The 14,131-nt window shown below is 63.6% G+C and carries 13 protein-coding genes; 8 read left to right on the forward strand and 5 right to left on the reverse strand.

What is annotated here, in order from left to right; translation table 11 throughout:
* The first annotated feature begins 1 nt into the window (after window position 1).
* Both V3330_RS10525 and V3330_RS10530 read left to right on the forward strand, forming a co-directional pair.
* Window positions 2–307 (forward strand): GNAT family N-acetyltransferase, encoded by a 306-nt coding sequence (locus V3330_RS10525; protein ID WP_354695379.1) that lies wholly within the window; start codon window positions 2–4, stop codon window positions 305–307.
* A 211-nt stretch (window positions 308–518) separates the two neighbouring features.
* On the forward strand, window positions 519–3,140 hold the full coding sequence (locus V3330_RS10530) for a M23 family metallopeptidase (protein ID WP_354695380.1): 2,622 nt from the start codon (window positions 519–521) through the stop codon (window positions 3,138–3,140).
* 80 nt (window positions 3,141–3,220) lie between these two features.
* Here V3330_RS10530 and V3330_RS10535 read toward each other — a convergent pair whose 3' ends face one another.
* Window positions 3,221–5,131 carry a gamma-glutamyltransferase family protein gene (locus tag V3330_RS10535; RefSeq protein ID WP_354695381.1) on the reverse strand — a complete coding sequence of 637 codons (1,911 nt, stop codon included), beginning with the start codon at window positions 5,129–5,131 and terminating at the stop codon, window positions 3,221–3,223.
* 178 nt (window positions 5,132–5,309) lie between these two features.
* Here V3330_RS10535 and V3330_RS10540 point away from each other — a divergent pair, with 178 nt between their 5' ends.
* The gene (locus V3330_RS10540; protein ID WP_354695382.1) at window positions 5,310–5,816 is read left to right on the forward strand and encodes a hypothetical protein; all 507 of its coding nucleotides are present in this window, start codon (window positions 5,310–5,312) and stop codon (window positions 5,814–5,816) included.
* 70 nt (window positions 5,817–5,886) lie between these two features.
* Window positions 5,887–6,357: a cytochrome c family protein gene (locus V3330_RS10545; protein WP_354695383.1), complete on the forward strand. Its 471-nt coding sequence runs from the start codon at window positions 5,887–5,889 to the stop codon at window positions 6,355–6,357.
* 55 nt (window positions 6,358–6,412) lie between these two features.
* Here V3330_RS10545 and V3330_RS10550 read toward each other — a convergent pair whose 3' ends face one another.
* Window positions 6,413–7,048: a gamma-glutamylcyclotransferase gene (locus V3330_RS10550; RefSeq protein ID WP_354695384.1), complete on the reverse strand. Its 636-nt coding sequence runs from the start codon at window positions 7,046–7,048 to the stop codon at window positions 6,413–6,415.
* 125 nt (window positions 7,049–7,173) lie between these two features.
* On the opposite strand from V3330_RS10550, the gene V3330_RS10555 reads away from it, so the two are divergent.
* Entirely contained in the window at window positions 7,174–8,577 is a 1,404-nt protein-coding gene (locus V3330_RS10555) for an SGNH/GDSL hydrolase family protein (RefSeq protein WP_354695385.1), read from the forward strand.
* A 14-nt stretch (window positions 8,578–8,591) separates the two neighbouring features.
* Window positions 8,592–9,059, forward strand: coding sequence for an FKBP-type peptidyl-prolyl cis-trans isomerase (locus V3330_RS10560; RefSeq protein WP_354695386.1), 468 nt, complete (start codon window positions 8,592–8,594; stop codon window positions 9,057–9,059).
* Between the two features lie 360 nt (window positions 9,060–9,419).
* On the opposite strand, the gene V3330_RS10565 is transcribed toward V3330_RS10560, so the two are convergent.
* The gene (locus V3330_RS10565; protein WP_354695387.1) at window positions 9,420–9,824 is read right to left on the reverse strand and encodes a hypothetical protein; all 405 of its coding nucleotides are present in this window, start codon (window positions 9,822–9,824) and stop codon (window positions 9,420–9,422) included.
* A gap of 85 nt (window positions 9,825–9,909) precedes the next feature.
* Here V3330_RS10565 and V3330_RS10570 point away from each other — a divergent pair, with 85 nt between their 5' ends.
* Both V3330_RS10570 and V3330_RS10575 read left to right on the forward strand, forming a co-directional pair.
* On the forward strand, window positions 9,910–10,806 hold the full coding sequence (locus V3330_RS10570) for an AAA family ATPase (RefSeq protein ID WP_354695388.1): 897 nt from the start codon (window positions 9,910–9,912) through the stop codon (window positions 10,804–10,806).
* Window positions 10,807–10,831: 25 nt separating this feature from the next.
* On the forward strand, window positions 10,832–12,001 hold the full coding sequence (locus tag V3330_RS10575) for a vWA domain-containing protein (protein WP_354695389.1): 1,170 nt from the start codon (window positions 10,832–10,834) through the stop codon (window positions 11,999–12,001).
* A gap of 143 nt (window positions 12,002–12,144) precedes the next feature.
* On the opposite strand, the gene V3330_RS10580 is transcribed toward V3330_RS10575, so the two are convergent.
* Both V3330_RS10580 and V3330_RS10585 read right to left on the reverse strand, forming a co-directional pair.
* The gene (locus V3330_RS10580; protein ID WP_354695390.1) at window positions 12,145–13,467 is read right to left on the reverse strand and encodes an MFS transporter; all 1,323 of its coding nucleotides are present in this window, start codon (window positions 13,465–13,467) and stop codon (window positions 12,145–12,147) included.
* 26 nt (window positions 13,468–13,493) lie between these two features.
* Window positions 13,494–14,120 (reverse strand): MBL fold metallo-hydrolase, encoded by a 627-nt coding sequence (locus V3330_RS10585; RefSeq protein ID WP_354695391.1) that lies wholly within the window; start codon window positions 14,118–14,120, stop codon window positions 13,494–13,496.
* Window positions 14,121–14,131 lie beyond the last annotated feature (11 nt).

Below are 14,131 nucleotides of genomic sequence, written 5' to 3' on the forward strand. Positions count from 1 at the left end.
CATGAGCCAGAACGACCCCCAATCCCAAACCGCCATCACGCACCACGAAACCGAGAGCGACGGGCGCTTCGGGCTCGGCGAGAAGGCTGAATTGACGTACCGCCGGCCCCGCCCCGATGTGATGGACGTCGATCACACCTGGACCGACCCTGCGTTGCGCGGCCAGGGAATTGCCCATCAGCTGTATCGGGCGATGACCGAATTTGCACGGTCCCACGACCGCAAGGTCATTCCCAGTTGCCCGTACGTGGCGCGCATGTTCGAGCGGCATCCGGAAGACGCGAAGGACCTTCAAGCCCCGGGCTGACCCGGGTGTTCACGGGGTCACGCAAACCGTGACACCCTGAAAAATTCCCCGGCACTCCTATACTTACCGGTGTATTGAATCACGCGGTCCGGCGTGTGTGTCCTGCACGGGACCGCGACACCGCTTGATTGCCGGACGGCCGCAGCAAGCACACAGACGGCGATTTCCCGGCGGCCCCGGCTGACGGCAGGCAAGCACACGGAGGTCGCTGATGATTACTTCATTCCGCACGATTTCTCATTCCCCGTTCCTGATTGCAGTGCTGCTTCTGGCCCTCTGCGGCCCGGCGGGCGCCGGGTCCGTGATCACCGAACCGGGTGATCTGGAGGTTCGCGGACACGGCCCGGAACCCGACGCGCTGATGAACCACTACGCGCTGGAGAACTCCACGCCGTTCCAGATCCGCATCATTCGCGGTGTGTGTTCTTCCAACACCAACACCTGCGTTGGCGGCGGCGACGACGGAGCCGCCTGCGCGGTCACCACGGATTGTGCGTCCGGCCCGCTGAATTTCCTGTCCGGCGAGGTGGAAATGTACGATGCCGACGGCAATTCGGTGGCTGGCCCGTTCCCGTTTTCCGATACGGATTTCGAGGACGGCACCTCGCTGGGCGGTCTCGGCATCTGTGCCGCCGATTCGACGGTCAGCTGCTCCGACCCCGGTGGCAGCGACGAGGACTCATGCGGCAATGTGGATCCGACCTGCGACGCGCGTCCGTCACCCGGCTACGTGCCGGACCACGCCAACTTCACCTTGCGTGTGCCCGAGGAAATCGTGGGACACAACCTGGTGCCGGCCGAGGCGGAAGTTCGCATCTGTTTCGATGAATTCGATGATGTTGGCGGCTGCGACGAGGTCATCGTGCGTCAAACGCTGACCGAATACCGGGTGCCGCCGGGGCAGACCTACATTTATCCGATGCCGGCTCCCGACACCGTCGGAGAAGTGCTGGAGAACAACGAGGCGCACGAATTCTTCTCGCACCATCGCGGCGTGAACAACCAGCGCCATGCCTACGACGTGTTGTCCAACATCGGCGGCAGCTTCAGGGTCGCGTCCAGTTGCGTCGATGATGCCTGCGATGGTGGCGTGCGCGATGGCGATGCGTGCAGCGAGAACCTCGACTGCTCGGCCAACGGCAATTACTACGTCTACCAGGAACCGATACTCGCCATGGCCGATGGCGTTGTGGTGGCGCTGACCCAGGGCTACCCGGAAAACCCGAACCCTCCCGAAAAACTTCCGGGTGTCACATCCGGTGACTGCCGGGTGGTGGCCTGCGGCGGCACATCGAACTGCGACGGCAACGAAGTGCCCGTCGTCGGCAACTCGGTGTTCATTCAGCACGCCAACGGCGAAGTGTCGATGGCGGCGCATATCATCCCGGGCACCAACGATCACCTCAGCTGCGGTGACGTGGTCCTGCAGGGTGATGTCGTCGGCCTGGTGGGCAACTCCGGCAATTCGACGGCGCCCCACCTGCATTATTCAACCGATGTGATGGCCGCGTTCTGGGCCGGCGGCAACTACAGCCTGCCGTCCTATTACACCAATGCCGCGTTCGCGTTCGGGCCCGACCCGACCGTGCGCCGCCAGCTCGACGTCAGCCTGCACAGCTTCACCACCCTGGAAGTCTGGGCGCCGGTGACTCCGCTGGCTTCCAACGCACCGCTGGCCGCCGGTGCCGTCAACGAGGCGGAACCCAACGATACCCTGCCCGGCCACAACACGCTCACCCTGCCGACCACGGTAACAGGCGTAATCGAAAACCAGGACGTGGGGGATCTCGCCGTCCGCGGCGACGGCATCGAAGACGTCTTCCGCTTCGACCTGGGCGCGCCGGATGAAATCCGCATCGCGCTCACCGGGGCGGATCCCGGCGAGAATCTGGACATCTATGCACTGACCGAAGATCTGCGGGTGCTGAACGAGACCGGACAGGGCACCAGCCCCGGCGCCACCGAAGCGGTGTGCCTGAACCTGGACGCCGGCGCCTACTACCTGATGGCGACCAACGTCGAGCTCAGCCAGGACAAGGACGAGGACTACACCCTCGAAGTCAGCAGCGATCCGCAGACCATCGCGGCCGTCATCACCAATGCGCAGCAGCCGGTGGAGGTGGACGACGGCTGCATGGCGACGGTCGAGTTCACGGTATCGATTCATGACAATTGCTGCCTGGATACCGACAATCTGGCCCTGGACGTGTCGGCGGCCAATCCGACCAACAACCTGACCCTGGGCAGCGTGGTGATCGACTCCGTCGTCGCCAACGGCCCCCGGGACGTGGAGGTGACCGGTCATGTGGACGTTTCCGATGTCACCAGTTGTCCGGCCGAGGTTGTGATCGACGCCAGCGCGCAGGACTGCTCCGGCAACGTCGTGGATACCGTCAGTCAGGGGACCAGCGCCGAAGTCGAAGTCATCGACGCGACGCCGCCGCAGATCGTGCAGACCGATGACGATCTGTTCTGCATGTGGCCGCCCGAGCACAATTACGTCTGTTTCGATGCCGCCCAGTTCATGCCGGCCGTTACGGACAACTGCGACGCCAACCCCACCTGGGAATTCGCGGCCTGCACGTCGGATCAGCCGGACAACGGCAAGCGCGACGGCAATACTGTGGACGACTGCGTGCTCGATGGCGACTCACAGGGCTTCTGCGCCCGCTCCGAACGGCAGGGCGGTATATTCGAAGGCCGGCGTTACGATCTCGACATTACGGCCACGGATGTCTGCGCCAACACATCGCTTGCGACCGAGATGGGCAACATCCACGTGCCGCACGACGAAAACCCGCAACTCATGTGCATCGACTCGACCCTGCCGTGAGGCTGAATGAAGGGGCGGAGCGGTCAGCCAGGGCTGATCGTCTCCGCCCGACCCGACCGCTCCGCCTGACCGCAGGCGGGTTACCAGGCCACCCCGTAATCGTCGCCGTAATCGCTGGCAGCGCCCCACATCGTGCCGTGTACGCGGTCGAACCAGATCGCGGTGATCGGGCTGTAGGTGCGGTCGATGATTTCAACCTCGTAGCCGCGATCGGTGAGCTTCTCGCGCACCCATTCGGTCACCTTCGGGGTGACCTGGAGGCGTCCCGGCTGTGAGTCGTGCGCCCCGAACGAGCTCTGCATCTGGAAACTCGTGACGTTGTGGGCTTCGGCGGCCTGCTGCACGTTCATGTCGAACTCGACCATGTTGAGGAAAAACTGCAGCAGGTTCTGGTCCTGGGTGTCGCCACCCTGCACCGAGAACGCCAGCATGGGTTTGCCGTCCTTCAGCGCCATGCTCGGCGTCAGCGTGGCGCGCGGGCGTTTGCCGGGTGCGACCACGTTGAACGGGTTCAATGACTCGTCCAGCACGAAGCTCTGCATGCGCTGACTCAGACCGACGCCGGTGCTGCCGGCGATGAAGGCGGGAATCCAGCCGCCACTGGGCGTGACCGATACCACCCAGCCTTCCGCGTCGGCGGCCTGGATCGAGGTGGTGCCGGCGCGGAACCCTTCATCGTGGGTCATCAGTCCGGCCTGCTGAAAGCCTTCCGTGCCCTCTGCTTCGGCACTGGGAGGTATGGGGGTCCATTTTTCCAGCAGTTCTTCGAACGGATTCTCGTCGCCCTGGAACGGATACGGGTCACCGGGTTTCACATTCGGATCGTTGCGGTCGGGATTGAGCGCCTGCAGGCGCTGTTTCGCATAGGCCTTCGACAGCAGGCCCTCGACCGGCTCCGCCGGCGGGAAGTACGGGTCGCCGTAGTAAAAATCGCGGTCGGCGAAGGCGTGGTTCATCACCTGGTACAGGGTATGGATGTAGCGCGCGGTGTTGTAGCCCATCGACTTCACGTCGATGTTCTCCAGCATGTTCAGCGCCTGCAGCAGCACGGGGCCCTGCACCCACGTGGTCAGTTTGTAGACGTCGATGCCCTTGTAGTTGGTGGTGACCGGTTCCTCGATGTGCACCTGCCAGTTGTCCAGGTCTTCCAACGTGAACAGTCCGCCCGCCTCGCGGTTGGCCCGCACGATTTCCTCGGCGATGTCGCCCAGGTAGAAACGGTCGTAGGCGGCCATGATGGCTGCCTTGCGGCTCTTGCCGGCCGCCAGGGCTTCGGCCTCGGTGTCGACCAGTTTCTGCAGGGTGGCCAGCAGATCGTGCTGGCGGAAAATCTCGCCGCCGCGCGGCGCAGCGCGTTTGTCCGGGTCGTCTTCATCCAGGTGCGGCAGAAAGACGCGTTTGGAATCCGGCCACTGCGAGAGGATGTCGCGGCGGCTCTCGATGTAGTCGGCCTGGCTTTCCTCGATGGGATAACCCTCGGCCATCTGCATGGCCGGCGCCAGCACCTCGGCCAGGCTCAGCTTGCCGTACTCGGCCAGCATTACCATCAATCCACCCGGGGTGCCCGGCGTGACCGCGGCCAGCGGCCCGAATTCGGGCGGATAGACCATGTCCTGCTCGCGGAAAAATTCCGGGGTCGCGCCGGTTGGCGCCACGCCCAGGGCATTGATACCCTTGACCTCGCCGGTATTCGGGTTGTAGATCAGCGCCTGGGTTTCACCGCCCCAGCTCAGCACATCCCACATCGTGGACGTGGCAGCCAGCATGGCGCAGGCGGCGTCGACGGCGTTGCCCCCGCGCTGGAAGGTCATGGCGCCGGCGGTGGCCGCCAACGGTTTGCCGGTGACGGCCACCCAGTGACGGCCGTGCAGCACGGGTTTGGTGGTGGCGTCGGCGACGGCCGTGTTCGGATCGAATAGTGTAACGGTCATGGCGGCGGCCAGCATCACACCGGCACGGCGCACGGTCAAGAGTCCGGAAAAAAGGCGCATGTTCAGGTTCCTTGTCAGCGAGCGCCAAGAATAGCAAACGCGACCGGCGTTCACCCGGCCACTCTCGCTCCCGAAGGTTCGGGCCGACATTCGTGGACCGGTTTGACCCGGCTCATGGCCGCAATCGCGTCCGGCTGCCATAATTGGGTAATGAAATTAGATCGGGAGGAATTTGATGATGCTTAATGAAGTTCGGTGCGTTTTGACTCTGGCGTTGTGTGCCCTGATGCTTACGGCATGCAACCAGGAGCAGCCGGTCGAGGTGTTTGTTCCGCCGGAGGGTGACCCGGAACAGGGGCGGCTGGTTTTCCTGCAGCACGGTTGCACCGACTGTCACACCATTCCGGACGTCGATCTGCCGGGCGCTTCTCCGGTCACGGAAACCGTCATGCCCCTGGGTGTGCGCATGCACCGCGTGCGAAATTACGGCGACCTGCTGACGTCGGTGATCTATCCGGACCATGTCGTTTCGCCCAAGTACGTCGCCGCGCAAACTGCCGCGCAGCCGGATGCGGAACCGGTTGAGATGCCCGATTTCACGCAAACCATGACCGTCGCCGAATTGATCGACGTCGTGGAATTCCTGCACGTTGAGTACAGTCGTCTGCTGTCGCGACAGTATCAGGGCAAGAACACCCCGCCGCGCAGCCGGCTCGAGCGCGAACGCGAACGCAATCCGAACTGATCCAGAGCAGCAGTCGCCCGGGGAACCAGGTTCATACTGGTCACTGAGCCAAATGATGGGGAGGTATGCCATGAACACACGCCGCAGCGGTCATATCGCAGCCCTTCTGTTATCGCTGTTACTGGCGGGTTGCGAACGGGAAGCACCGGTCCGGGGCTTCGTGCTGCCGCCGGGGGATGCCGACCGGGGCCGGCAGGTGTTCATCGACTACAACTGCTACCGCTGCCATTCCATCCCGGACGTCGAGTTGCCGGAACGTGACTTCGAGCCGCCTTTTGTTGTTGAGCTGGGCGGCGAGGTTCTGCGCGTCAAGGGCTACGGTGAGTTGCTGACGGCCGTGGTCTACCCGGACCACATCATTTCTCCGAAGTACCAGAATCTGCTTAACCGGGCGGGCAAGGACGTGCAGATGACGGCCATGCCGTATTTCGGTGACTCGATGACGGTGACCGAGCTGACCGACCTCGTGGAATTCCTGCACGGCCAGTACACCCGGCTGCAGCCGACCTATTACCAGCCCCATTATCCGGGCATTCGCTGAGAACAGCGCGCCCGGGTCGCCGCGAGTGGCGGTCCCGCCCTGCTGACAGGAGAATTCAGGGTTCGGATTGCATCCGGAGCACGGCGTCCGTCAGGGCCTCCACATGCGGATCATGCGCGTCCAGCTCCCGCAGGGCGTCGTGGAGGCGCAGCAGGTATTCGAGGTTGGGGCCGCTGGGTCCGTGTGAAGTGAGCACCTGGCCGGCAATCTCCTCGAGCGGGGCATCGCCCAGATAATTGGGATTGGCGGGCGTGGCGTGATACATCAGGCCTTCCACGGCGCTGCCATCGTCGAAGTACAACGGCAGGCGCACCCGTTCGTAGCCGCCTTTCTCGCGGTGATCGAGCTGCGCCAGAACCTCTTCCTCGATTCGCCGCTCCAGGCGGTAGGCCCGTCCGCGGCATTCGACGTTCGCCGATTCGATCAGGGTCACCACCCGTCCCGGCGCGCCGGGCACGCCGCGGTGATCGGTCGAACCCTGCCAGAAGCGCCGCGACCAGCCGTTGATGCGGGCCGGCCGGCTCTCGGCATACGGAAAGCCGGTCCGCCAGATCAACGACCCGTAGCCGAAGATCCAGGTACCGCCGGTGGAAACCCGCAGGGGTTCATCCGGCGTCGCGGGGCCGTTCTGCCTGGCAGTCTGTGATGGGGTGATGGGGGTCCTCCTGCGATCAACTCTTGTCGCGTGCATGGATGTTCGGCCGGGAGCCTACCATCAAGTCGGGTTTCCCGCTCGTGAGCCCGCTGATGCACTTGCAGGGGGCTTCCCTGACGTCTATGTTGGATGTGAGCACCGATCAAACGGGGGGAGGCCGCTTGAACATTTCAGCCGCATTTCGAATGACCCTGGCGGCGGGCGCCGTGCTGTTGGCGCTTGCGCTCATGGGCCTGCCAGACGATGCATGGGCGGGGAAGCCGTTTTGCGGAGATGGCCGCTGCAAGGGCGGCGAGACCGTCGCGAGCTGCCCCGCCGACTGCGCCACCGATCCCGGGGACGTGTGCGGGGACGGCATTTGCGGTGACACCGAGAGTTGCAGCAGTTGTTCCACCGATTGCGGCGTCTGTCCGCCGGTGGCGTGCAATAACGACGGTATCTGCAACGAGGGCGAGGATTGCAACGGCTGCTCCGATTGCCCCGGCCGCACGAGCGGGAATCCCCGGAACCGGTTCTGCTGCGGCCTGGATACCTGTTCCACCTCCCAGTGCGGCGCCAACGCCTGCGACCCCGTACCGGTCTGCGGCAACGGGGTGCTCGAGTACTCCGAGGAGTGCGATGACGGTAATCTCGATCCGGGTGACGGCTGCGATGGTTTCTGCGTGATCGAGCCGATGACCGATCCGGTGCCGCTGAACCAGTTCAACATCGGTGATTCCATCGGTGAAGGAGAAGCGGCCAACGGCACCATCGGCGACCCGAATCACGAGACCGTCTGGTCCACCGGTTACGATGGCGGTGATGCCGTGAACGCCTTGAACGAACGCTTCGAATCACGCGACCCCATCGGCTACTACGAGAACAATTCCAGCCGCGACGGCGCGTTCAACCAGGCCATCAGCGGTTCGGTGATGGCCGATTTCGCCAGCCAGGCTCAGTCGGTCGCCACCGCCGCGCAGTCCATTCCGGATGGCGCGGCTGGCATGGTCACGGTCTTGCTGGGGAACAACGACGTGTGTGCCGATTCCATGGCGGAAATGACCGACCCGGCCGTGTTCGAGACCCAGTATCGGGCCGGGCTCGACGTACTGGCCGGAGCGGATTTCCCCGACACGGTCAACCTGCATATCGCCGGCATACCCGCCATCTACTGGCTGTGGGAGGCCAAGCGCGGCGACTTCTGGTGCCGCGCCTTCGCGTGGCCGTTCGTTCCTTGCCAGAATCTGCTGGACAACGCCGCAGACGACTGCGCCAGCTCCGCCTCCCGGCAGGATCCGGACACGGTTTTTCCCGGCGACGGCGCCAATTGCCAGCGGCGCAAGGCATTCCACGCTGAGATTCGTGATACCTACAACCCGATCCTCAGCGGCGTGCTGGCGGAATATCAGTCCAACGGGCAGTTGGCCAACGCGGAATTCGTGGACATTTTCGACGTTCGGTTCGGTTCCGCTCATGTCAACGGCGGGGATTGCTTCCACCCCAGCGAGGCAGGCCAGGCATTGCTGGGTCACGAACACTGGTGTCGCTCGTCCTGGGGTCAGGGCGACGCGGCATGCACACCGTAGCGGGAGGCGAGGCGATGATTCAGAACAGAGTGAATGATTCCCGCCGCTCGTTCAGGCTCCTGCAATGGCTGATCGTCGCCTGCCTGCTGCTCGCGCCCAGCTTGTCGGCCGACACGTTCCGTGGTGGGGCAGGCGGCATGAGAATCAAGGATCTGCAGTCCGGCAGCGGCGAAGTGGCCGCCGAAGGCATGATCGCGACCATCCATTTCACGGGCTGGCTCGATGACCGCGGGGCCCGTGGCCGTGAAGTCTACAATTCGCGCCGCCAGCGAGGCGAGCCGGTGTCCTTCGTGATCGGCACGGATGGCGTGATGCCGGCCTGGAACGAAGGCGTTCTCGGCATGCGGCCAGGCGGACGCCGCCTGCTGCTGGTACCGCCGGGAATGGCCTGGGGAGAACGCGCCATCGAAGGCGTGGTGCCCGCGAATGCGGCGATGCAGTTCACGATCGAGTTGATCCGCCTGGAGCCCGGCAACCCCTGAGAGACGTATTCCTGGTGCTCTTAAAGGCCATGGCTGTCCGGTAGGTCGAAATACTTTTCCCTTTAAATCGGAAGGCCATGGATTTGGCATGGCAGGAGGCCAGGGGGTGTGCGGGTTCTTTGAGCCGCCGGGTCCGCCGCCCTTCGGGTCCCCTCGCGGATCGCCGGCTGCCGGGGTCGGCCTGACTCGCATCCATGCTCGGTCATGCCTCGCGGGTGCATCCCTGCACCCGCGACCCCGGGTCCGACAATCCACTCGGCGGCTACCAGGCGACTCAAAGAACCCGCACACCCCCTGTCCGGAAGCCTTGCAGGGGGCAGGTTTGAAGACCCTGCCGGGTTCGGGTCTGTTCCCTGGCGGTTACCGGTCCAGCAGGTGATTGGATTTCGGTGTGTACGCCTCGGCTTCCTCGCGAGTGAGCTGGATCACTTTCAGGGTCCAGCCCATCAGGGTCGAGTCCACCCGAAAATAGAAACGTCCGGACTGGTCGAACAGGCGGACGCCGTTGCCTGCTGACTTGGTTTGCAGCACCGAACCCTCGTGGGCCCCGGTGGCGGCGTTCATCAGCGAGACATCGACCGCCACGACCTGGCTCAGATCGCCGGTCACCCGCCAGTCCAGAATCCAGGGCGCGCGCACCTCGAACTCCGGGGTCGACCGGCTGCGGTCGCCCGACCAGGTGCCGATCACCGTTTCGGCGGCCGCAAGGGTGCTGAAGCCGGACAGAAGCGCGGCGAGTAAAATCAAAATCGGTTTTTTCAACATGTTTCTTCACTCCTGCCAGTAGACCGCCGCACGCCTTCAGGCGGCGTGATCCGGTAAACTGGCGTTTTGCCAACAGGGTACCAGCGTGTCCGGTAATTCCAATTCTTCAGGCGGCTCAAACGATGCCGCCGCGGCCGGTCGATTCACCGGCACCGAACGTTACGTTGCCACCGATGATCTCGCAACGGCCGTCAACGCCGCCGTGACCCTCGGCCGGCCCATCCTGATCAAGGGTGAGCCGGGCACCGGTAAAACGCAGCTGGCCGAGGAGATCGCCAGCAGCATGAACCGTCCATTCCTGCAGTGGCACGTCAAATCGACCACCAAGGCCCAGCAAGGGCTGTACGAATACGACGCCGTCGCTCGCCTGCGGGACTCCCAGCTCGGTGACGAGCGGGTGCATGACATCCGCAATTACATCGTTCGCGGGCCGCTCTGGGAAGCCTTTACCCAGGATGAACAGCCGGTACTACTGATCGATGAGATCGACAAAGCGGACATTGAGTTCCCCAACGACCTGTTGCGTGAACTCGACCGGATGGAATTCTACGTGTATGAAACCCACGAAACCGTCGTGGCGAAGCACCGGCCCATCATCGTCATCACCTCCAACAACGAGAAGGAACTGCCCGACGCCTTTCTGCGCCGCTGCTTCTTCCACTACATCCGTTTTCCCGACAAGGACACGATGGCCGATATCGTGGCGGTGCATTATCCCGGTTTGAAGAAATCATTGCTGGCCGAGGCGCTGGAATCGTTTTACCGCCTGCGAGAGGTGCCGGGCCTGAAAAAGAAACCCTCGACCTCGGAGCTGCTGGACTGGCTCAAGCTGCTGGTGGCCGAGGATATCCCTCCGGAAGCCCTGCAGACCGATGATCGTCGCAAACTGCTGCCACCGCTGCACGGCGCCCTGCTGAAGAACGAGCAGGACATTCACCTGTTCGAGCGCCTGGCTTTTCTCCACCAGCGCGAGAACCGCTGAGCCCCATCGCCTATCTGGAATCCCGGTGCTGGTCGATTTTTTCTATAGCTTGCGTGAAGGCGAACTGAAGGTCTCGGTCACCGAGTACCTTGCCCTGCTCGGCGCGCTGCGTGCCGGGCTCGCCCGCTATTCCATGGACGAGTTCTACTTTCTCGCCCGCACCTGCCTCGTCAAGGATGAAAGCCTGTACGACCGTTTCGATCGCATATTCGGGGCCTATTACCAGGGCATCGAGGCGGCTTTCGGGACGGCCGGCGCGGAAATCCCCGAAGAATGGCTGCGCCAGCAGTTCGACCGTCTGTTCAGCGACGAGGAGAAGGCACGGCTCGAGGCCATGGACTGGGACGAGCTGATGGAGACCCTGAAGAAGCGTCTTGAAGAGCAAAAAGAACGGCACGAGGGCGGCAACAAGTGGATTGGCACCGGTGGCACGTCTCCCTTCGGACAGGGGGGCTATAACCCGGCCGGCGTGCGCATCGGTCCCGGCGGCGGCCAGCGTTCGGCGGTCAAGGTCTGGGACAAGCGCGAGTACCGCAATCTCGACGACAGCCTGGAACTGGGCACCCGTAATCTGAAAGTGGCGTTGCGCCGCCTGCGCCGCTTCGCACGCGAGGGTGCGGCCGACGAACTCGATCTGCCAGGCACCATTGACTCAACTGCCCGCAATGCCGGCTGGCTGGATCTGCGCATGCGCCCGGAGCGACACAATGCGGTCAAGGTGCTGCTGCTGCTCGATGTGGGCGGATCGATGGATGATCACGTGCGCGTATGCGAGGAGTTGTTTTCCGCCGCGCGCGGCGAATTCAAGCATCTGGAGTATTTCTACTTTCACAACTGCGTTTACGAGGGGCTGTGGAAAGACAACCGGCGGCGTCACAGCGAGAAAACCCCGACCCTGGACGTGCTGCACAAATACCCGGCCGACTACAAGCTCATCCTGGTCGGCGACGCGACCATGAGCCCGTACGAGATCACTTACGCCGGCGGTAGCGTCGAGCACTTCAACGAGGAACCCGGCGCGACCTGGCTGCAGCGACTGCTGGAAACCTACCCCAGGGCCATCTGGCTCAACCCCGAACCCGAGAACCGCTGGCGGCACACGCCATCCATTGCGCTGATCGACGAAATCATGGAGCAGCGGATGTTTCCGCTGACGGTCGCCGGCCTCGAGGCCGGAATCCGCAAGCTGACGTGAGACCGTTCAGGGCCGTGTAGACGTTCTGGCCTGCCCGGCCGCGAGTTCGCGCGCATGGGCTGGCGGCCTGCGTCGAAAGAGAGGGCCAGCAAGATGCACAAATCAAACGCGGGCAGTACCAGGCCGGGTGCGGTCCTCTCCGGTCAGGGTTGCGATTCGGTTACCACCGCCGAAGGGGTGGCCCGCTGTCGAAGTAATGGAACGCTGATCGCGCCCAGGGCCACCACGGTGGCCAACACGCTGAATACCAGCATGCCGTCTTCCGACACCATTCGGATGCGGCCCATCAGCACCGGGCCGACGTAGCCACCCAGGTTGCCCACCGAGTTGATCCAGGCGATGCCGGCCGCGGCGGCCGTTCCGGACAGAAATTGCACCGGCAGCGACCAGAACACCGTGATGCCGCTGAGCAGGCCGGATGTCACCAGGGTCAGACAGATGATGGAGAGGTAGGGATCGTGGCCGGCGAAGGCGAGTCCGGTCAGCCCGGTGGTGGCGGTGGCCAGGGCGATGGTGGTGTGCCAGCGCCGTTCCTGGGTGCGGTCGGAGTGAATGCCCCACAACACCATCGCGATCACCGCCCCGCCCCAGGGAATCATGCTGAGCAGTCCGACCAGGAAGTAGTCCCGGGGGTCGATGCCGATTTCGGAAATCAGGGTGGGCATCCAGAAATTGATGGCGTAGAACCCCACGATGATGCAGAAGTAGATGAAGGACAGCAGCCAGATGCGGCGGTCGATGAACGCGTCTCGCAGCCGGTGCCGCCCGTCCGGTCCCTGACGGGTCAGGGCGTCGGCTTCGAGGATCTGCTGAATGCGCGTCCGCTCGCTGTCCGTGAGCCAGCGTGCGTCCCGGGGGCCGTTGGCGAGAAATGCCAGCACCAGTAATCCCACCAGCGCGGACGGAATACCCTCCACCAGGAACAGCCATTGCCAGCCGGCCCAGCCGTTGGAGCCATCCAGATACTGCATGATGGCACCGGACAGCGGTGCGCCGATAACGTTGGAAATGGCGACGGCGGTCAGGAACAGCCCGGTCATGCGGGCCCGGTTGGCGGCCGGAAACCAGTAGGTCAGGTACAGGATGATGCCCGGAAAAAAGCCCGCCTCGGCCACGCCCAGCAGGAACCGCAACAGGTAAAAACCCCAGGCGCTCTCCACGAACATGGTGCAGGCCGAGATGATGCCCCAGGTAATCATGATGCGGGCGATCCAGATGCGTGCGCCGACCCGCTCCAGGATGATGTTGCTGGGCACCTCGAAAATGAAGTAGCCGAGAAAGAAGATTCCTGCTCCGAGACCGAATACGGCATCGCTGAACTGGAGTTGTTCGGCCATTTGCAGTTTGGCGAAGCCGACGTTGACCCGATCCAGAAACGCGAGCACGTAACACAGGAAGAGAAACGGCACGGTGCGCCAGAAAACTTTGGCGTATAGCTGCTTGTCGTCCTGGCTGAGTGCGGTCATGGGATTCTCCCTCGATGTCAGGCGCGTCAGGCGCGCACGAAAGCATTCTGCCGCATCTCGTTACCGATGGTGGTTTCCGGACCGTGTCCGGTCACCACCGATGAGGCTTCGTCGAGCCGATAGAGGCGCTGCTGAATGGACGCCTGCAGCGCCTTCGGGTCGCCGCCGGGCAGGTCCGTGCGGCCGACCGAACCCAGAAACAGGGTGTCCCCGGCCAGCAGCAGTTTCTGCTCCTCGAAGTAAAAGCTGGCCGAACCGGGGGTATGCCCCGGCGTGTGGATGCAGCGGCCGCCGCACTCCAGGTCCTGTTGGTCTTCCAGCCAGTGGTCCGGGTCGGGTTGGGCCGTATACGGAACGCCGAAAGCCAGGCACTGCTGTTCCAGCGCGTCCCAGAGGAACTTGTCTCCCCGATGCAGCCAGATGGGCGCGCCGGTGTGGCGGCGAACGTCGCCGGCGGCCAGGAAATGGTCCAGGTGCGCGTGGGTATGGACGATGCCGGCGATCTTCAGCCCCAGTCGCTCCACGGTGGCGATGATGCGTTCCGGGTGACCGCCCGGGTCGAAGACGTACCCGGTACCGGTGTCGCGGTCGCCGAGCACGGTGCAGTTGCACTGCAGCGGGCCCACCGGAAAGGATTCTCGAACGAAATTCATCGGCGTTTTAT

Source organism: Elongatibacter sediminis, assembly GCF_037892215.1.
GTDB lineage: Bacteria > Pseudomonadota > Gammaproteobacteria > Xanthomonadales > SZUA-36 > Elongatibacter > Elongatibacter sediminis.